Genomic DNA, 17,630 nt, shown 5'->3' with positions numbered 1-17,630 from the left:
GATTTGTCAACAGAAACGGGCGGGGAATGGCATGAATGTGAAGTCGTATCCTTAATCGCGATGCTTAATCGAGCTGGCTATCGCCGTACCGGCTCAGTACCGGAACTGTTCGGCGAGAATGCGCTCGTTCCACGAGTGGCTCGGATCGAACAGCAGCGTCGCCGTCACCGCTGGCGATTCTTGCACCGTAACCGAGGTTACAGCCTTCACCTCGGTGTGGTCGGCGGCGGCGTTTACCGGCCGCTTTTCCGGCTCCAGAATGTCGAAACGAACGGTTGCCTTGTTGGAGAGCAGCGCGCCGCGCCAGCGGCGCGGGCGGAACGGACTGACCGGGGTCAGCGCCAGCAGCGGCGCGTCGAGCGGCAAGATCGGCCCGTGCGCGGACAGATTGTAGGCGGTCGAGCCGGCTGGCGTCGCGACCATCACACCGTCGCAGTTCAACTCCTCCAGCCGCACTTGCCCGTCCACGGTGATACGGATCTTGGCCGTCTGGTAGGACTGGCGCCACAGCGCAACCTCGTTGATCGCCAACGCCGAAATCGTTTCGCCCTCTGCCGTCACCGCCTGCATCTCCAGCGGACGGATCGTTTCGGCAACGGCCGCCGCGATACGCCCCGTCAAACCGCTGGCGCGATACTCGTTCATCAGGAAGCCGATGGTGCCACGGTTCATGCCGTAGACCTTTTTCCCCGTGCTCATCGTGTCGCGCAAGGTCTGCAACAGGAAGCCGTCGCCACCGAGGGCGACGACGATCTCTGCATCCTCGATGGATGCCTGGCCATAGCGCGCAGACAGGCTCTCCAGCGCCGCCTTGGCGTCGGCGGTGTCGGACGAGACGAAGGCGAAACGGCTGGCGGCTTTGTTCATGGCTCCCCAATGTCGACGGTTGGTGGCGACCGGCTGGTTGGCGACCGGGTTGCTTGGGCCGCGCCAGCGCCGGGTTAGCATGGGCGGGGAAATCTGCAAAGAGAGGCACGTGCTGCCCCTAGACACGACGCCGGGAAGAACTGCCGGTCAGGTGCTCGCGCATCGTGTCGAGTGACAAGCGAATGTGATGGTTAAGACGGGGATTAAACTCTCGTAAAGCCGGATCGACCATGTTAGCCGGCAGTGGATGGGCGGCGTGGGGGCCAGCCAGCGGACCAATCTATTGCCGGTAACACGCCTGATCATTATCGTCCTGATGCTGGGAAGTTTTGCTCTTGCCTTCGCCCAACTGGTGCGCCAGTCCGAAGAGACGAGTTTGAGACCTCAGCCCACGGCTTCACGCTGCGGCGATGCCGCCGGCGCGCCGTGCCCGCAAAGGGCTCTGTGAATTCGCCAGGCACTTCCCGCGATTACGAGAAGCCGGTGCTTATCGCGCCTGCAACAGATGACAACCGGCCTGCCGCTTTTGCGCGAGATACTCGTCGATAAGCTGGCGGTAGCGCACCTTGCCGAAGCTCGGGAAGTGGCCGCCATGCACGACCGCAACATCGAGCTCGCGCATCCGCTGCAGCGTTTCGACATAGTCGTCGACGACCGAATGATAGACATCGTCGATCAGCGGGCCGTCATAGACGACGTCGCCGGAAAGCAGGATGCCGGTCTTCTTCTCGTAGAGCGCAATGCCGCCGGGCGAATGGCCCGGCGTGTGGATCACCTCGAAGGCGCGGTCGCCGAGATCGATCACATCGCCTTGTTCGAGCAGGCGGTCGGCCGGCGCCGGCGGTATCCGGTAGCGCGCCGCATCCCAGCCTTGCGGCATTCCGTCGAACATTGCGTCGGTGGCATAGCGGTCGGCGACCGTCCATTCATTGCGCGGATCGGCGAGGATCTCCGCTTCGGCCGCGTGCACGCAGCGGTCCGGAAATTCGTGATGGCAGCCGATATGGTCGAAATGCGTGTGGCTGGCCACGCAAATGAGCTTTCGCTCCGTCACCAGCGGCACCTGGCGCCGCAGGCTGAAATGGCCGAGGCCGGTGTCGAACAGAAGATCGTGGTCGCGACCGCGCACATGCCAGATGTTGCAGCGGAAGAACGGCTTGATCCACGGCTCGTGGATCAGCGTCACGCCATCACCCATGCGGATGGTTTCATACCAATTCGCTGCATCAATGACCGGAAGCGCGCCCATGGCTCAACTCGTCAAAAAGATGATGTCGCCAGCGTCGCACGAAACCGCAACGATGTCGCCCGGCTGGACGGCCGCAGCGGCGGGGACCCTGGCGATGAAATGCAGCGCCGGGTCCTTCTCGGAGACAGCAAGCACGCGCTTGAAGCTGCCTTGAAACACCACGTCGCTCACCTTGGTCGTGCCGAGCCTTACGGCGCCGCCGGTCGCGCCGAGGACAAGGTGCTCCGGACGGACGGCGAGGGCGACAGTCGTCCCGGCCGGCACTGTGCCGGTCAGCGAAAGCGCTCCGACCTGCGTCGCGACAGTGATTGTTCCGTCCTTCGCCGCCGTCACCGTCCCGGGTATCAGCGTGCTTTCACCCATGAAGGTCGCGGAAAAGCGCGTCGCCGGCCGGGCATAGACGCGCTCCGGCGGTCCCTCGTCCTCGATGCGCCCGTCATTCATCACCACGCAATGGTCGGCCAGCGCCATCGCCTCTTCCTGGTCGTGGGTGACATGGATGAAGGCGGTGCCGACGCGTTTCTGGATCGCCTTCAGCTCGTCCTGCATCTGCCGGCGCAACTTTAGGTCGAGCGCTCCGAGCGGTTCATCGAGCAACAGCACCGCAGGTTCGACGACAAGGGCGCGGGCCAGCGCCACGCGCTGGCGCTGGCCGCCGGAAAGCTGGTGCGGCTTCTTGTCGAAGGCGTTGGCCAGCCCGACCAGCGCCAGTGCCTCGCGCGCCCGCGCGGTCCGTGCCGCGGCATCGACGCCTTGCATGCGCAGGCCGAAGCCGACATTGCTGCCGACGCTCATATGCGGAAACAGCGCATAGTCCTGGAACACCGTGGTCGTCGGCCGCTTCGCCGGTGGCACGGCGGTGCAGTCCTCGCCGCGGATCAGCACCTTGCCTTCGCTCGGCGTGACGAAGCCGCCGAGAATGGACAGCAGCGTCGTCTTGCCGGAGCCCGACGGGCCGAGCAGGATCGTGTAGCTGCCCGGTTCGATCGTCAGCGAGACATTCTTCAGTACGGTATGCTGGCCGAAGCGGTGCGAGACAGAGCTTATATCGACCAGTGGCGCGATCATGCCGGCTTCCTCCGCAACAGCATCAGTTCAAAAAACACCACCAGCACGATGGAGACGGCGAAGACCAGCGAGCCGACGGCGTTGGTCTTGGGATTGAGGCCTGAGCGCAGCAGGTTCCAGATCTCGACCGGCAGCGTCGTGTCGAAGCGCGTCAGCAGGAACGAGATCACGAATTCGTCCCAGGAGAAGGTCATCGACAGGAAGAAACCGGCGAAGATTGCCGGCGCCATGACAGGCACGGTGATCAGCAGCAGCACCTTCCATTCGGGCGCGCCGAGGTCGCGCGCGGCGCGCTCGATGTTGATCTGATGGTCGCCCATCTGGCTGTAGATGATGGCAAAGCACAGCGGCAGGTTGATCACGACATGGCCGATGCCGGCGGCAAATAGCGACTTCGGTATGCCGGCCCAGTTGAACAGCACCAGCAATCCCATGCCGATGATGAGATAGCTGACTGTCAGGGGCAGCGTGATCAGCCCGCGCATCAGGCCTGAGCCTGGCAGGACGAAGCGTGCAAAACCCCAGGCAGAGAGGAAACCCAGCGCAACGGCTGCAGCTGAGGAGAGAGCCGCCACACCAAGCGAATTGACCAGTGCCGAGGTCAGCCGCGTGTCGGCGAGCACGGCGTCGTACCAGCGCAGCGACGGCCCGGTGAAGGGCGGGATCGGAAACGACGTCGCCTGCAGCGAAAACAGCACCAGCACGACCACCGGCAGAAAGATGAAGCCATAGATGGCTACGGCATAGATCCAGGAGGTGATACGGACAAGAGCGCGCATGGTCAGGCCCGCTCGATCTTGAGCCAGCGGGCGCAGGCGAGATAGGCGACAGTGACAACCGCCATCAGGATAATCGACAGCGCCGAGGCGAGCGGAAAATCGCCGCGCCGACCCATCTGCATCATCACCAGCTGCGGCATCAAAAGCTCGTTGTTGCCGCCCAGGATCTGCGGCGTGATGTAGTCGCCGATGCACAGCACGAAGGTGAGAAAGGCGCCGACCATGATGCCGGGCAAGGTCAGCGGCAGGACGACATGCAAGAACGTGCGCACCGGCCCGGCGCCGAGATCGGCGGCGGCTTTGCGGTAGCTCGGGCTGAGCTGCTTCAGATTGGCGAAGATCGTCAGCGTCAACAGCATGACGAAGAAATGGACGAAGCCAGTGATCGTGGCCAGCCGTGTGTTGGCGAGCTGCAGCGGCTCGCTGAACAGGCCGGAGCCGGTCAGCGCACGGTTGATCACGCCGTTCTGCGCCAGCACCAGAAGCCAGGAATAGGAGCGCACGACATAGGAGGTCCAGAACGGCAGCACGGCCAGCATCAGCGCCAGCCGCTGCCAGCGCTCCGGCACCTGTTCGGCCAGGATCCAGGCGAAGGGGTAGGCGAGCAGCACCGAAACCACTGTGACAATGGCGGTGACCTGCAGCGAGTTCACCATCGCCTGCCAATAGGCCGGATTATTGAAAAACTGGCTGTAGTTGGACAGGGTGAAGCCGCCGCCGTCATGCGCCGTCAGGCTGGAAAACGCCATGGCCAGAAAAGGCAGCACGAAGAACAGCAGCGTCCAGCCGAGCGCCGGCGTGACCAGCGCCCAGGGCAGGGCACGCCCGGTGTTTCCAGTAGCGTTCACGACCGGCGACCGGTCACTGCGCCTGCAGCATTTCGGTCCAGACGTCCTGCATTCTCTTGTCGAGATCGGCGTTCGGCGTCGGGTAGGGCTGGGCGCGGGCGAGGAAATCCGGCTGCTCGTCGAAGCGCAGGATCTTCTTCTGTTCGTCGGTCAGAGCCGCCTTGGTATTCGCCGGCATGCCCCAATAGCAGGCCGAGGTGGCGAGCCGCGCCTGGCCTTCAGGGCTCATGATGTACCGGATGAACTTCAGCGCCATGTCCTTGTTTTTGGAATCCTTGAACATCGCCAGCGACTGCGACCACAGCACAGCACCTTCTTTCGGGATGGAGAAGTCGAGGGCAGGGTTCTCCTTGGCCAGCCCGGCCGTCACCCACTCGCCGCCGCCGACCAGAATGTCGACCTCGCCGGTCGCCAGCGCCGTCTGGCTGGCGGTCACCTCGCCGACCAGCTTGGCGTTGGCCTTCATCTTGAGCAGCTCTTCCTTGATGGCGGGAAGGTCGGCCTCGGTCAGTTCGGCGGTCTTCTTGCCGATCGCCAGTGCTGCCATGCCGATGACCGGCAGATAGTAGTCATAGATGGCGATCTTGCCCTTGTACTTGTCGCCGGTCAGCGCGGCCATCGACTGCATGTCGGCCGGATCGACCTTGGTCTTGTTGTAGCCGATGGTGTTGTAGCCGAATTTTTCGGTGATGCCGTAGCGCTTGCCGTCGACCACGGTGGAACTGTCCATCTTCACTTGGGGAAAGAGGTCGGCGAGCGGCAGTTTGTCATCCGGCAGCGGCTCGAACAGGCCCTTTTCGACGCCACGCGGTATGTCGATGCTGTCGATCACCATCACATCCCAGTCGCCGGGTTGCGACTGTTCGACAATCGCCATACCGGCGCCGGTGCCCTCGAACTCCTTGACGTTGACCTTGACGCCATTGGCCTCCTCGAAAGGCTGCAGCAGCGCCGGATCGGCGTGATCGCACCAGATCAAAGCGTTGAGATCAGCAGCCTGAGCGAGATTGCCCGTCGCCAGCAGCAGTGCTGTCGCAGCACACGCGGCGTGGAGATGGCACTTCAGAATGGAAAGCGGATCCTTGGTAGTTGGAATCGGGGTCTTCAGATTAATGCGCATCGAGTGTTCTCCCTTGCCTTTTTGGCTTGTGACAAAAATTGAACCAATTCTAAAATTGAGTCAATTCTGTTTTTATGGCAAATAGCCGATATGAGTGGATTGCGGGCAAGGCAAAAGGCGGATCGGCATCGCCGCATCATCGAGGCGGCGGCGGAGCTTTTTCGCGATGCCGGCTATGAAGGCGCCAAGATCGAGACGATCGCGGCGCAGGCCGAGGTGTCGGTCGGCACGATCTACAACTATTACCAGAACAAAGGCGACATCCTCGGTGCCATCGTTTCGATGGAGGTCAACGAGGTGCTCAACGCCGGGCAGGGCGTCGTCGCCAATCCGCCGGCCAATGTCGGCGATGCGCTCGATACGCTGCTCGGCATCTATATCGAGCATTCGCTGCATTACCTCAGCAAGGAGATGTGGCGGCAGGCGATGGCGATCTCAACGCAACTGCCCGACAGCCCGTTCGGTCAGGCCTATACCGCGCTCGACCGGGCGCTGACCGAACAGATCCGCGCGCTGATCGCCCGGCTGCAGGGGCTCGGCCTGGTGCGCCGGGATATCGACGGGCAGGCCTTGGGCGAACTGGTGTTCAACAACATGAACATGATGTTCATCGAGTTCGTGAAGCGCGACGGGGCGAGGATCGCGGAACTGCGGACGGCGATACGAAGGCAGAACCGGATTTTGGTGGCGGCGATCGCGGTGTGAGCGCGGGATCTCCCGATGGGATTTCGCGCAGGTTCAATTCAGCTGGTGGCGCGTGGAGCACTCCCGTTGCTGATTTCCCATATCGGCGCGATCGGCGCTTCAACGGGCGTGCCTGGGTGGCCGCGCGCGTGGAAACGGCACGATGGTCAATGGCGCCTTGCGGAATTCCGCGATGGCTATTTCCTCGATCAGGGAGTCGAGTGCCTCGCTGACGCGTTGGCTCGTTTCGTCCATGCCGCAGAGCCGGTTTTGGGCACACTCCAAGAGCTCGCGCGCTGCAGCGAAGTCGCTTCGCATAACACCACCCGTTGTTTAGCCCGCCGCACAGACATTGTCGGCGCGCTAAATTGAGCGAGTGCTAATATACGCAGGCGCATTTTAATCGAATGGCATTAGAGTGGCCGGCGAGCGGGAGATACCGGCCGGTCCGCATCCACTGTTGCATCCGTTGGTTCGATTGCTGAATTTTTCTGATGCCCCGGGCACGACCCGGAGGACATGGGGGAGGGCATGGGCGCTTTGCGTTGCAGAACGCGGGAGATTAGTCCCGATACGATCTTGGACGGCCGAGAAATTCTCTCGCGGCAGCGATTTGGCGTCGATGCTCGCGAAGGAAGGTCAGGCTGAAACAAATCGAAAAGGCCAGTCCTGAAAGGACTATCGTTGCCTGCGAGGTCGGATCGGGATCAGGAATTGTCAGGAAGCGGAAACCGAACGCCAACGCGAGGGCAGCAAGGCTGCCATACATGCCACCAATAAAGGGTGCGATCGTGCGTTTCTGCTCCAACGGCGACTCCTATGGTTTCCACCAGGGAATACCTGTGGGGTTCCGCCGGTGAATATATGCATTGAAGCTGATGTGCTAGCCATCCTGACGACCCCGGCCTGTGGAAATCGGGGATGAGCAGATATCGCCCGCCCGTGGGAAGTTCTCACAAGAAGCTGTTGTTTGCTGGTGCCCCCGGACGGCGCTAAAGGCCAAATCCCACTGAGGCGTTCCACCCGAATTTACCGTAAAAAATCAAGGGGGTAGAAGGCTCTCTTCCCCCGAAGCGGTTAAGCTCGGTGTACCTCTTTGTGCCCGAGCGGTGTACCTTCTGTCAACAGCAGGGATTTAGCGTTGCCCCTGCCGTTCCCGGTCAACTTGATGCAGCACCGCCAAGGGCCATGTTTTCAGATCGCAGCAGAGCAAGAGTATTTGCAGGCAGGGAAAGTTGAGCAACCAAAGAACGCTCCAAACTTACCAATACGTTTCACCAAGTCGCCACCACACCCCTCCATCGGACATCTTGTGCCCGTCTTGTCCGCGAGGCGCTTTTCACGGTGTTTCTGCTGCTTAAACTCCCATGGTGGAATGTAGTTTCCTAGAGCAGCCCATATTCCTCTTTTGTGACGTTGCGCATCGTCCAATGCCTCTAAATACCGTTCATCGGGTCCATATCGTTCGAGAACCCATGCCCATCCATTTAAAACCATCTCTAGCTCAATGTTCCTAGTGACGAGCAGTGGTCCCCTAAATGTCATTGCGTTGTGGAGGTGGTTAGACGATGTTCTGAATTGGGCAACCGAGTAATCTTGCGTCAGAAACGGCACACCGACAATACGTTTGTGTCTGTCCACTATCTGACCAGTATCCATCTTCATTCGAACTTCAAGTTCCACCCATCTGTCACCAATCAAAGTGGCAAGAAACTCTTTGGCCTCGCGCCCTCCGGGCTGTTCCAATTCAGGTGCGTCTATGAACGCAAATCGGACTGCAACTTGAAGCTCTGATTGATCGCTTGGGCTGCCCGTGAGTTCGCTGGCCTTAATTCTTGTTAGAAATCCATCACCGTCAAATATTTTCAGAACAGGGACTCTAATGGTTTCCCCTTCCGGATTTTCCGGCACAATAATTACCGAATTTTCTTGGTTCATGACATCGGTGACGCAGTAAGAAAGATGTTAGAATTTTAGATCAAACGGCTGACGCTTCTACAACCATGGGACGCTACTCTAGCGAGGCAAGCACGTCCTTGGCAAGAATGCACTAACCCAGTCAACGCTGGTGTTATGACCTCATCCGACCGACTGGAATGGCCGGTGCTTCTCAGTCCGAAGTCCATCCCGGTCGTATTCCGTGACATCAATCCCCGCCCATGCGCCAATGGTCCGATCTGCCTTCCACATTGGCACGGTGCCGATGGTGACCCTGACAGAATCGCTAGGGTTGACTCCTCGCTTAACCAATTCCCGACACAGGACCGGAACCGGGTCTTTGCGCGTGGTTGTGATCCTGATTTCCTCGCGTCGTGACGGCAGTGTATGATCCGCTCAATTTGATCTGTTTGCATGGTGGAAGCGCGGGAGGTTCCGCATGGTGGATTGTACCGGGGAGCTTAAGGGAGGCCGGGAAGTATAAATTTCTGAGCGGGTGATCGGATAACAGGCACGCGCGGCGACCCCGGCACCCCTTAGGTCCAGCCCGCAACAAGTCCTTAGGTCTTCCATACGGTGATTGCTGGGCGACCCTGAGGCGTGATCGATGAGTGGCTGACAGGGGAAGACTGAGGTCCTGCCTCGTTGCATGGCGGGGGTCGGGAGGGCTGGACAATTGCGGAACCGTTTCGACCGACAGCGGTTCTACAGTGGTTATTATGTCAAACCCAGGAGGCAGATATGACTTTTCGAAGCACGATTGCCGCTACCATCTTTCTCGCTGGAACCGCTCTCGCGACTGCCCAGACTGTCGTGGTCACGCCCGAACAGGAAATCGTAGTCCGAGAATACGTGAAAACCAATCCAGTCGTAGTCGAGCGTCCGTCCAACTTTGAACTGTTAGTCGGAGCGATCATACCGGATATATTCAAGCCGGGCGAACTTGCCGAAAACACATTGCCGACCAGGTATCAGTACGTCGTAATTGACGGTCGCACCGTGCTGATCGACCCCCAAACCCGCAAGGTCGTGCACATCATCGAAAGGTGACCGTTTGGCTGTACGATAGGGGAGCGATGAACAGGGCTCCCCTACCAGCGAGGCAAAACTTCGGGCGGACCATTTGCCTCTCGGGTTCGTAGGTCGCCCCAGTACGACCACCCCGTGCCCCTCTGACGCAAGCACACACCACCCCTCAGCAACGCCTAGACAGCCTCACTTTGCCAAGGGCGGTCGGTCTCGACGTATACCGGAGGGTGAAACCAGTTGAGAGCCATGATACCTCCTACTCAGGGGAGAGATACATCTTGGCCTCCTTGGCAGCCGCCTCAAAAGCCTTTCGTATCACATGAGGGTCAATCGGATCGCCGTCCAAGGCTGACAGGCATAGGGTCACCGCCTTGTGCCAACTAGGTCCTCTCCGGGTCCACGTCTTGAGCTGCTCAAGGGCTACCCTCGTATTGTTGCAACCATGCCTGGCACCGTCCGTTTCACTCTTAACGAACACCGGAGGGACAAACCAAAGCGTTGCCATAAGGGTAACTTAGGGCGGGAAGAACCGGCTGACCAACCTATCATCAGAGGATCATTCGCGTTGGTCGAAGGCTAACGCGCGCCCAAATGCTGGAGCCGCTTCCACGAGAAACTCGATCAGATCATCGTCGGTCACTTCCCAATGGGGGCCATCTTCGCGCACCGCTGCTATCGTGGCCTTCACAGAGACGATGCCGCAGCATGGGGCCGCCTCGATGACCTCCTGAACAAGGTCCTCGACTGTGCGTCCGCAGTTCGTCTTAACGTTCACCCGAGGGTTCCCCGAGCCATTACCCCAAGTAGCCATATTTGTTGCATTTTCCTGGAAAAAATCAACGACGATTTCGTATGGGAAAGGGGGCGAATGTTTGGCAGAAATTTCTGAGCGCCTGATCGGATAACTGGCTCGCGCGAGGACCCCCCGTGCCCCCTTCATTCCACCGCAGCACAGACCCTTTGACTTCTTAGAACTGAACATTGGTCTCGATCATGCCTCGGCATTCCCACGGGCGAACATCGGCACGCAACCAGTTGCCTACGTTGGCCATGCTGTTAGTGCCAATAGGGCAGGCCCTTGTGGCATGGTCCCGTGGATTTGGCATGACAGGGGAAGGGCTTTCCTTCGCCTAATTAGGTCAAAATGCCGAACAAAATGACTCTGAAATGAGCGCTGAGGCGCCGCTATTTCTGCCTGATTAAGCCTTTGATTTCGGAACCAAAAGACCCGTTTACCGGCACAGCACCAAAACTGGGAGGCGTTGAGGTTTCAAGCAGTCATCTGTCCGTGCTCAATGGTTTCTAGAAGCTTGTTCCTCAGGCTACGCCAGTAGTGTGGATTGCTTGGGAACTCTCTCCAAAAGCCATCAATTGCAGTCCGCAAAGATGGCCATTGGTCGATTTGGCGTGCGACGATCTCTTGGAATGCTTCGGTCTCTTCCAGATACGGCCCTGACGTCAGGAGGCGGCTGGTAGCCAGGTGCAGCTTCAATCCATCAGGGTCTTCAAGCACCGTAATTGGCCCGTAAAGAAAGTGTCGGGTGATATAGCGCCGCGTAAGAGCGCCATTTGAAAAAACGTCGCCGATGTCAAACAGGACAGCTCGTACCCATCGTAAAATCTCATCTTTGAACAGAACCAAAACGGCTACAAGAAACAACCCAACCTTGGCCTCGCGGGAGGGGGACCATTCGAAAGTGTAGGAGGCGACGAGCACAAGGGCGACAGCGATTAGTATTCCAGGCAAGTGCCCTATTAGCACTACGGGGAGTTTCAAGACGTCAATCACTAAGCCTACCATCCGGTTAAACAGGACCAGGAGGGCGGTGCTTTCGCCCCATCTTTCGCTTTGCCCCTGAGCCCAGAGGGCAAACATCATTGCCTCAATTGCTGCCTTTTGGTCTGGCGTCTGCTTGGCGATGCCGCTTGCGGCAATGGCGCCCTTGAAGTCGGTAGACTGGATTTTCTCCGCGAATTCATCCGTTTGGCCAAACGATCTCTCGGTGGGCATTCGAATTAGCTTCCTGTGATCGGGGCGAGACGCTCCCATTTTGTTCAGTATATCGAGGTGTATATTTTGAGCAACTGGGCTCGTTTCCCGCATGGACCTGCGGGATGTTCTTGCTGCAAATCTGCGCCGCCTGAGACACGCAAAAGGGCTGTCTCAAGACGATCTCGCTTATGAGGCGGAAGTCAGCCGGAGCTACCTCAGTCAGATCGAGAAGGGCAAATATTACGCAAGCCTCAAGATCATTGAAAAGCTTGCGTCGGTGCTCCAGATCGAGCCTTGGGAACTTCTAAAAGCCCCCGAGAGAGAGAAATAGCCGGGTCGGTTAGGCATACGGCTTCACGCGAAACAAAGGCTGTTAGGGCCTGAAATACCGCCGCCACCCCAGCGAGCAAGACACCACAATAGGAAGCAGTTCCTTTTTCGAACTCTGGTCACGCCAAGGCCTATATGCTCAACGTCGAGCTTCGCCCTCCGATAATCGAGCGTCTAGGCGAGCCAGCCGTCTTCTCATTGCTCCTTTCTGTCTTCGGAAGAGTGCAGTATCTAGGGGTCACCTCCTGAAGTTCTGGACCCAATGCGCTTTGTTGAAAATGGACCTAATATCCCAGATCTGCTCCTTGAACGTCGTGACCAAGGGCGCGTCGTATTTCTCTGTGGCGCCGGCGTTTCTTTCAATGCCGGGATGCCGACATTTGTCGGGCTAACTAAACACGTAATCCATTCATTTGATCCTCCTAAGGGCTCCGCTATAGCGAGTTCTTTCGGGCCCTGGGAGGATGCCGAATACCACGGCTCGAAGACTCCGCTCGATCAGATATTTCATCTCCTCCACCAAGAATATGGCCGGGAGGACGTCAATGCTTTGGTGGCTGAACGTCTTCGACAGGGAGCGCCTGGGGAAGTCGAAAGTCTAGAACACAAGCTGATTGCTCGGATTTCATCCGATCAGGAAGGCAATCCACAGATAGTGACAACCAATTTTGACCGGCTTTTCGAACATGCTGTGGGTGTCGAGGTTGGAAAAGTCTACGAACCTCCGGCCTTCCCCGACATCCGCATGGGCGTCCCGGTCACGGGTGTGACCTACCTCCATGGGCGGCTTCAGGAACCAGGCGCTGCGCATCATCCCTACATCTTGAGCAGCGCCGATTTCGGGAGGGCATACCTATCGGAAGGGTGGGCGACGAGTTTCATCCGCTCCCTGCTCGAAAGCTACACCGTCGTTCTCGTCGGTTACCAGGCCGAGGACCCGCCGGTGAAGTATCTACTTCAAGGACTGAACCACGATGGTATGTCCGACCGTTCCAACCTGTACGCATTCGATAAAGGTTTAGCCGAGGAGATCGAAGCGAAATGGCGGGACCGGGGCGTTAGTGCGATTGCTTACAACGATCACTCCGATCTCTGGCAATGTCTTGAAGCCTGGGCCGAACGGGCCAACGACCCCAGAGCGTGGCGTTCTAAGCTGGTTGATCTGGCAAGAAGAGGACCGAGAAACGTTGCTGCCTACGAACGCGGTCAAGTCGCCCATCTGGTCCGAACCACGCCAGGTGCCCGCCTATTCGCCAATGCCGATCCCTCTCCGCCAGCAGAGTGGCTCTGCGTTTTCGACGCTTTCTGTCGCGCATCGAAGAAGAGCAGTGGTTACGGCGAGGATGCGGAGACCTTTGACCCGCTCGAAACGTATGGGCTGGATGATGATCCACCGCGACCGCCCGAGTCAGATCGACAGACTCAGCGGTTACATGATCACCTCCTGGAATGGCGTCGTGGTGATACGAACCCGCCAACTTTCCATCGGCTTGCGGGGCGACAGCCAGAAGGGTTCGAGGACATTCCTCCGAGGCTATTCCATCTCGTGCGATGGATCATAAAGCTCTTGCATAGTCCCGTTACCGCGTGGTGGGCATTGCGCCAAAACGGTCTACACCCAAGTTTGACCGAGGGAGTTCGCCGAGAGCTGAGACGACGGTCGGACCTTCATCAACAAGCGCGGCGCAACTGGAACCTCATACTAGAATTTCAATCCGATCATCGAAACTTCAAATGGGATCACGGCTGGTTTGAACTAAAAGATCGGATCAACAGCGAGGGCTGGAGCACAAGCGTATTGCGGCAATTCGAGGCACTATCCGCACCGATCCTGTCCCGTAACTTGCCTCTTGGCATCGATGCATCGATGCCCCCATTTGGTAGTTGGGATGAACTAGGTTCAAAGGAACTGGCAAGTTGGGCGGTCAAGTTTGCCGACACGCATGGGGAGAAGATCAAAGTACCGGACGAGGTTCTAGAGTCTGTATTTCGGATCGCTGAAAGCCACCTCCGCCGAGCTTCCGGGCTGCTAGAAGAACTCAATCGGACCTTTTTCACCACTCTGACATGTTACCCTGGCCGGGAGATTGATGGCGAAGACCGGGACCGAGACGGCGACGCAAACTTCCGCCAGTTTCTAGGCCTATTTGCTCGAATGGTTGAATACAGGCCGGCCCTGCTTCGAGCACACGCGCCATCACGTGGCCAGCTAACGACGAATACCACTTTCGAAAGCTCAAACTGTTCGCGTTGAACCATGTTGACCTTTTCGGTGCAGATGAGGCTGCCGAGGTAGTGCTCGGGTTAGAACAGGACTGCTTCTGGGACTTCGACGTTCGTCGGGAGCTCCTGTTCCTGATCCATGACCGATGGGAGGATTTCTCTGAGGCGAACCGGCTAGCTTTGGCCGACCGCCTGCTCGCAGGACCGAGTAAGGTGGCACACTGGTCTGATGAAGAGTACCCAAAGTTTAGAGATGAATTTGCCGCCCGCTACGCTAGGTGGCTGACCCTGCAAGGGCGACGACTGGCCGCGGGACAGCAAGAGCGCCTTGATGACATGATCTTGGCATTGCCTGAATGGCGCGAAGGGGCTGCATCGAGCATTGTGATCGAAAACGGGATGCATGTCGGGTGGGTCGGCACTGACGAGGCGCCGGACGCCCTAATGGACATGCCGGTCAGCGAAATTGTGGAACGGGCTGAGGCCGCTCTTCAACGCGACTTCGGGAGCTTCACGGAGAAACGCCCGTTCACAGGACTCGTGAAAACCAACCCTAGAAAAGCGTTGGCGCTTTTTGGTCCCGGTGGAGCGCGACATTCACTGGTTGTATCAATTCGCCAGAGAGGTCGGAGGCGAAGAGCCTCTGACGGTCAAACACCCTGAAGCAGTTCTGGAGATGCTGGACGCCATCATCCCCAACAATCCGGACGCTGCTCCCAATGAACTAGCGCAAATCCTTGATCTAATAGAGGAAAAGAATTCTCGCTTTACCCGCGATCGGAGGTTTGTGCGCCTTCTCGAACTGGCTGAAATGAAGTAGCACCGCGAACAGCTGCTAATCGGCCCGACCCGCCACAACGAAAGTGTATGCCAGCGTACGCCGGTGAGCGTCCCTTGGCGCATCTGCGAATAGGCGGGCCGATCGCTGGGCGTGAAATCCGCTCCTCGAACCAGACGTGCCGCAACATACGACGCATTGGAATTGTTCCCCCATGGCTTCCCGGATGCCTCGCAAAGCAAGTGTAAACCAGCGGAATTGTTTATAACGCTTTGATTTTATTGGTGCCCCCGGACGGCATTGAAATCTAGAACTTCTGCAACTCAGGGCATACCAGCGCCCATCAAAGTAGTTGATAACTAAGGAAGTTCTTGTTTCGTTCAATCTCATCATGTATCAAGATGCATCATGTCATACTACCGCCAAAGGTGGATCAAACGGTGGATAGGAATACACGTTCGCTGAACAAGCTTTCCGCCGTTAAGGTCAGGACTGCGCCCGAGGGAAAATATTCCGATGGCGGCGGTCTCTGGCTGCACAAGCGCACGGATGGCGGAGGGCAATGGGTCTTCCGGTTTACAGTGCACGGCCGACGCCGGGAAATGGGGTTAGGTTCGGTTTCGCAAGTCCCTCTGAAGGATGCTCGGGAAGAAGCCGAACGGTCGCGCTCCATCGTACGGTCGAATCTGGATCCGATCAAAGAGCGGGAGCGGAAAAGGCGCGAAGCGGCAAGTAGCCTTCATCTGCTCAAAGATATTGCCCTGGATGCATTCGAGAGCCGCAAGGCGGAGCTCAAGGGCGATGGTGTCGCGGGCCGTTGGTTCAGCCCGCTTGAACTTCACGTTCTGCCCAAGCTCGGGAAGGTGCCCGTGATTGATATCGACCAAAAGGATATCCGGGACACGCTGGCACCGATCTGGCACGACAAGGCGGACACCGCCCGAAAAGCGATGAACCGCCTGGGAATCTGCATGAAACACGCAGCCGCCCTTGGTTTGGAAGTCGATCTGCAGGCTACCGAAAAGGCGCGCGCCTTACTGGGAAAGCAGCGGCACAAGGCGACCAATATCCCGGCATTACCGTGGCAAGAAGTGCCGGCGTTTTACCTGTCCTTGGCAGATGGGACCGTCACGCACCTCGCACTCCGGCTGCTAATCCTGACCGGCGTTCGTTCCGGTCCTCTTCGTTTCCTGCGAGAGGAGCAAATCGAAGGCGACATCTGGACGATCCCCGGCACGGCAATGAAGGGCCGGAAGGATGCGACCGTTGATTTCCGGGTGCCCTTGTCCAAGGAAGCTCTCGCTGTGGTTAAGCAAGCCCGCCGTCATGCCCGCGGCGGGTTTTTGTTCCCCAGTGTGAAGAAAGGGGTAATCTCCGATGCCACCATGGCCCGGTTGATGGAGCGTGCCGAAATGGCTGCGCGACCTCACGGCTTTCGATCGAGCCTCCGAGACTGGATCGCAGAAACCACCAGCACCCCGCACGATATTGCCGAAACGGTTTTGGGCCACACGGTCGGCGGCGCGGTCGAGCGGTCCTACAGGCGGACCGATTTTATTGAGCAGCGGCGGAAGCTGATGGCCCGCTGGGCGCAATACGTCACCGGTCAGGGTGGTCAGTTGCTGAAGATGATCAAGGAAGCGTGAATCGATGCAGATGTTCGAGCCAATTAATTTGCCAGATACCTGCTACGTGGAGGAGGTGGCCTATTGGATCGCATTATCTAGATTGCCCGCCTTTTTTTGGGATGGAGACGATGAAGACGGTCCACACGATGCGCGGCAAAGCGGGGAGCGGCTACTCGATATCGGGGGGATCAGCGATTACGATCGAGGCTTTTCGGATGCCGAGTTCCGGTTTCTAGGCGTCGAAGTTGATTTCAAGCGCTACGAAAGAGCGCTCACCGAGGCTTACGGAAGGTCCTCCGATGAAATATTGGCCGAAGCTGAGCGATTTGCAAACCCGGCGCGAGTTGACCACTTGACCGAAGACGAGGCGGAAGAGGTCAGACGGGAATTCAAAAAACTTCATGAGCAAAGAATCTATGATGCTGGCGAGATGAAGTGGGCGGAAGGCGTGGAGGACGAGTTTTCTCCGGCAGTCGACAAGGCTAGGTCCTCCGTCTTTCAGGCACTTTCCTCGGGCGCTCTGAGGGCAACCGGCTGGCATGACTTTCCGATCAGCGATGAGGTGAAAATCAAAGCCTCTGAGGCATCGGAACTTGGGACATTCCTCGATATACCCAAGGAAGCATGGACATATAGGCATTTCGATTGGAAAAACAGCGAACTGACTACCTCTGAAATTGTGTACCGCGCCGTCCAAGTGCGCACGGCTGACATGTTTAGGGTTTTCCCCGCTCCCGACATCGACGCTGTGCGTGTGTCTGCCCTGGTCTATCCTGGGGTGGTCATCCTTAGTGAGGATGGATCAAACGTAACACAAATGTCCGGTTCTCGTACTCGGGGAAGACCAGCCAAGGCAGGAGGCGACATCAAGGCCACCATTCAACGCATCCTGCGATATCGCCTTATGCGCGGTGACGTGCTCGACAAACAAGAAGCGCTCATTGAAGAATTCATCGGCTTTGTGAAAAGCGAATTTAACATGCCCATTGGCCGCAGCACTGTGCAGAGTTATATCGATCCGCTTTTGCAGAATGCCGGAAATTCCCGCCGGAAATTGTCGGCATAATCCCCTTTGAATATCCGGCTAGAAACATCG

20 protein-coding genes are annotated in these 17,630 nt (G+C 58.2%); 9 read left to right on the top strand and 11 right to left on the bottom strand.

The window, feature by feature from the left end; all coding sequences use genetic code 11:
• Nucleotides 1-93 precede the first annotated feature (93 nt).
• The 6 genes from IHQ72_RS23045 to IHQ72_RS23020 all read right to left on the bottom strand — a co-directional run bounded on the left by IHQ72_RS23045 (nucleotide 94) and on the right by IHQ72_RS23020 (nucleotide 5,931).
• Complete coding sequence (locus tag IHQ72_RS23045) at nucleotides 94-867, bottom strand: NAD kinase (RefSeq protein ID WP_254025158.1); 774 nt, start codon at nucleotides 865-867, stop codon at nucleotides 94-96.
• Nucleotides 868-1,354: 487 nt separating this feature from the next.
• A complete protein-coding gene (locus IHQ72_RS23040; RefSeq protein ID WP_258117436.1) occupies nucleotides 1,355-2,116 on the bottom strand; it encodes an MBL fold metallo-hydrolase in 762 nt (253 codons plus the stop codon).
• Nucleotides 2,117-2,119: 3 nt separating this feature from the next.
• A complete protein-coding gene (locus IHQ72_RS23035; protein WP_258117435.1) occupies nucleotides 2,120-3,184 on the bottom strand; it encodes an ABC transporter ATP-binding protein in 1,065 nt (354 codons plus the stop codon).
• The gene (locus IHQ72_RS23030) at nucleotides 3,181-3,963 is read right to left on the bottom strand and encodes an ABC transporter permease (RefSeq protein WP_258117434.1); all 783 of its coding nucleotides are present in this window, start codon (nucleotides 3,961-3,963) and stop codon (nucleotides 3,181-3,183) included. The genes IHQ72_RS23035 and IHQ72_RS23030 overlap by 4 nt, the downstream gene beginning before the upstream one ends.
• A gap of 2 nt (nucleotides 3,964-3,965) precedes the next feature.
• Nucleotides 3,966-4,811: an ABC transporter permease gene (locus IHQ72_RS23025; protein WP_258117432.1), complete on the bottom strand. Its 846-nt coding sequence runs from the start codon at nucleotides 4,809-4,811 to the stop codon at nucleotides 3,966-3,968.
• A 13-nt stretch (nucleotides 4,812-4,824) separates the two neighbouring features.
• Entirely contained in the window at nucleotides 4,825-5,931 is a 1,107-nt protein-coding gene (locus tag IHQ72_RS23020) for a polyamine ABC transporter substrate-binding protein (RefSeq protein ID WP_258117430.1), read from the bottom strand.
• Nucleotides 5,932-6,021: 90 nt separating this feature from the next.
• On the opposite strand from IHQ72_RS23020, the gene IHQ72_RS23015 reads away from it, so the two are divergent.
• A complete protein-coding gene (locus IHQ72_RS23015; protein WP_258117429.1) occupies nucleotides 6,022-6,636 on the top strand; it encodes a TetR/AcrR family transcriptional regulator in 615 nt (204 codons plus the stop codon).
• A 15-nt stretch (nucleotides 6,637-6,651) separates the two neighbouring features.
• On the top strand, nucleotides 6,652-6,987 hold the full coding sequence (locus tag IHQ72_RS36915) for a hypothetical protein (RefSeq protein WP_309508643.1): 336 nt from the start codon (nucleotides 6,652-6,654) through the stop codon (nucleotides 6,985-6,987).
• Between the two features lie 190 nt (nucleotides 6,988-7,177).
• Here the strand turns inward: IHQ72_RS36915 and IHQ72_RS23005 are convergent, their stop codons facing one another.
• Both IHQ72_RS23005 and IHQ72_RS23000 read right to left on the bottom strand, forming a co-directional pair.
• Nucleotides 7,178-7,423, bottom strand: coding sequence for a hypothetical protein (locus tag IHQ72_RS23005; protein WP_258117426.1), 246 nt, complete (start codon nucleotides 7,421-7,423; stop codon nucleotides 7,178-7,180).
• A 386-nt stretch (nucleotides 7,424-7,809) separates the two neighbouring features.
• Nucleotides 7,810-8,553 carry a thermonuclease family protein gene (locus tag IHQ72_RS23000; protein ID WP_258117424.1) on the bottom strand — a complete coding sequence of 248 codons (744 nt, stop codon included), beginning with the start codon at nucleotides 8,551-8,553 and terminating at the stop codon, nucleotides 7,810-7,812.
• A 741-nt stretch (nucleotides 8,554-9,294) separates the two neighbouring features.
• Between IHQ72_RS23000 and IHQ72_RS22995 the strand changes: the two genes are divergently transcribed.
• Nucleotides 9,295-9,603, top strand: a complete 309-nt coding sequence (locus IHQ72_RS22995; RefSeq protein WP_258117422.1) for a DUF1236 domain-containing protein — start codon at nucleotides 9,295-9,297, stop codon at nucleotides 9,601-9,603.
• 235 nt (nucleotides 9,604-9,838) lie between these two features.
• Here the strand turns inward: IHQ72_RS22995 and IHQ72_RS37165 are convergent, their stop codons facing one another.
• The 3 genes from IHQ72_RS37165 to IHQ72_RS22985 form a co-directional block, all read right to left on the bottom strand.
• The gene (locus IHQ72_RS37165; RefSeq protein WP_374120274.1) at nucleotides 9,839-10,087 is read right to left on the bottom strand and encodes a DUF982 domain-containing protein; all 249 of its coding nucleotides are present in this window, start codon (nucleotides 10,085-10,087) and stop codon (nucleotides 9,839-9,841) included.
• Between the two features lie 51 nt (nucleotides 10,088-10,138).
• Complete coding sequence (locus tag IHQ72_RS22990; RefSeq protein ID WP_258117420.1) at nucleotides 10,139-10,357, bottom strand: hypothetical protein; 219 nt, start codon at nucleotides 10,355-10,357, stop codon at nucleotides 10,139-10,141.
• Nucleotides 10,358-10,852: 495 nt separating this feature from the next.
• Entirely contained in the window at nucleotides 10,853-11,593 is a 741-nt protein-coding gene (locus IHQ72_RS22985; RefSeq protein WP_258117419.1) for a hypothetical protein, read from the bottom strand.
• A gap of 91 nt (nucleotides 11,594-11,684) precedes the next feature.
• On the opposite strand from IHQ72_RS22985, the gene IHQ72_RS22980 reads away from it, so the two are divergent.
• The 6 genes from IHQ72_RS22980 (at nucleotide 11,685) to IHQ72_RS22955 (ending at nucleotide 17,600) form a co-directional block, all read left to right on the top strand.
• Nucleotides 11,685-11,906, top strand: coding sequence for a helix-turn-helix domain-containing protein (locus tag IHQ72_RS22980; protein ID WP_258117418.1), 222 nt, complete (start codon nucleotides 11,685-11,687; stop codon nucleotides 11,904-11,906).
• A gap of 261 nt (nucleotides 11,907-12,167) precedes the next feature.
• Nucleotides 12,168-14,159 (top strand): SIR2 family protein, encoded by a 1,992-nt coding sequence (locus IHQ72_RS22975; protein WP_258117416.1) that lies wholly within the window; start codon nucleotides 12,168-12,170, stop codon nucleotides 14,157-14,159.
• A complete protein-coding gene (locus tag IHQ72_RS22970; RefSeq protein WP_258117415.1) occupies nucleotides 14,156-14,791 on the top strand; it encodes a hypothetical protein in 636 nt (211 codons plus the stop codon). The genes IHQ72_RS22975 and IHQ72_RS22970 overlap by 4 nt, the downstream gene beginning before the upstream one ends.
• 13 nt (nucleotides 14,792-14,804) lie before the next feature.
• Nucleotides 14,805-14,948 carry a hypothetical protein gene (locus IHQ72_RS22965; RefSeq protein ID WP_258117414.1) on the top strand — a complete coding sequence of 48 codons (144 nt, stop codon included), beginning with the start codon at nucleotides 14,805-14,807 and terminating at the stop codon, nucleotides 14,946-14,948.
• A gap of 359 nt (nucleotides 14,949-15,307) precedes the next feature.
• Nucleotides 15,308-16,552: a tyrosine-type recombinase/integrase gene (locus tag IHQ72_RS22960; RefSeq protein WP_374120407.1), complete on the top strand. Its 1,245-nt coding sequence runs from the start codon at nucleotides 15,308-15,310 to the stop codon at nucleotides 16,550-16,552.
• A gap of 4 nt (nucleotides 16,553-16,556) precedes the next feature.
• A complete protein-coding gene (locus IHQ72_RS22955) occupies nucleotides 16,557-17,600 on the top strand; it encodes a hypothetical protein (RefSeq protein WP_258117410.1) in 1,044 nt (347 codons plus the stop codon).
• Nucleotides 17,601-17,630 lie beyond the last annotated feature (30 nt).

The sequence above is a fragment of the Mesorhizobium onobrychidis genome, from assembly GCF_024707545.1.
GTDB classification, from domain to species: Bacteria; Pseudomonadota; Alphaproteobacteria; order Rhizobiales; family Rhizobiaceae; genus Mesorhizobium; species Mesorhizobium onobrychidis.
Note: the sequence above shows the minus strand (reverse complement) of the source record. Positions and strands in the feature narration are given on the sequence as shown.

Bases quoted from the DNA above. Each gene is read 5' to 3' on its own strand.
- IHQ72_RS23015 (WP_258117429.1), top strand. From the start codon at position 6,022: ATGAGTGGATTGCGGGCAAGGCAAAAGGCGGATCGGCATCGCCGCATC.
- IHQ72_RS22965 (WP_258117414.1), top strand. From the start codon at position 14,805: ATGCTGGACGCCATCATCCCCAACAATCCGGACGCTGCTCCCAATGAA.
- IHQ72_RS22995 (WP_258117422.1), top strand. From the start codon at position 9,295: ATGACTTTTCGAAGCACGATTGCCGCTACCATCTTTCTCGCTGGAACC.
- IHQ72_RS22980 (WP_258117418.1), top strand. From the start codon at position 11,685: ATGGACCTGCGGGATGTTCTTGCTGCAAATCTGCGCCGCCTGAGACAC.
- IHQ72_RS36915 (WP_309508643.1), top strand. From the start codon at position 6,652: ATGGGATTTCGCGCAGGTTCAATTCAGCTGGTGGCGCGTGGAGCACTC.
- IHQ72_RS23040 (WP_258117436.1), bottom strand. From the start codon at position 2,116: ATGGGCGCGCTTCCGGTCATTGATGCAGCGAATTGGTATGAAACCATC.
- IHQ72_RS37165 (WP_374120274.1), bottom strand. From the start codon at position 10,087: ATGGCAACGCTTTGGTTTGTCCCTCCGGTGTTCGTTAAGAGTGAAACG.
- IHQ72_RS23035 (WP_258117435.1), bottom strand. From the start codon at position 3,184: ATGATCGCGCCACTGGTCGATATAAGCTCTGTCTCGCACCGCTTCGGC.
- IHQ72_RS23000 (WP_258117424.1), bottom strand. From the start codon at position 8,553: ATGAACCAAGAAAATTCGGTAATTATTGTGCCGGAAAATCCGGAAGGG.
- IHQ72_RS23030 (WP_258117434.1), bottom strand. From the start codon at position 3,963: ATGCGCGCTCTTGTCCGTATCACCTCCTGGATCTATGCCGTAGCCATC.
- IHQ72_RS22960 (WP_374120407.1), top strand. From the start codon at position 15,308: ATGCATCATGTCATACTACCGCCAAAGGTGGATCAAACGGTGGATAGG.
- IHQ72_RS22985 (WP_258117419.1), bottom strand. From the start codon at position 11,593: ATGCCCACCGAGAGATCGTTTGGCCAAACGGATGAATTCGCGGAGAAA.
- IHQ72_RS22955 (WP_258117410.1), top strand. From the start codon at position 16,557: ATGCAGATGTTCGAGCCAATTAATTTGCCAGATACCTGCTACGTGGAG.
- IHQ72_RS23045 (WP_254025158.1), bottom strand. From the start codon at position 867: ATGAACAAAGCCGCCAGCCGTTTCGCCTTCGTCTCGTCCGACACCGCC.
- IHQ72_RS23020 (WP_258117430.1), bottom strand. From the start codon at position 5,931: ATGCGCATTAATCTGAAGACCCCGATTCCAACTACCAAGGATCCGCTT.
- IHQ72_RS22975 (WP_258117416.1), top strand. From the start codon at position 12,168: ATGCGCTTTGTTGAAAATGGACCTAATATCCCAGATCTGCTCCTTGAA.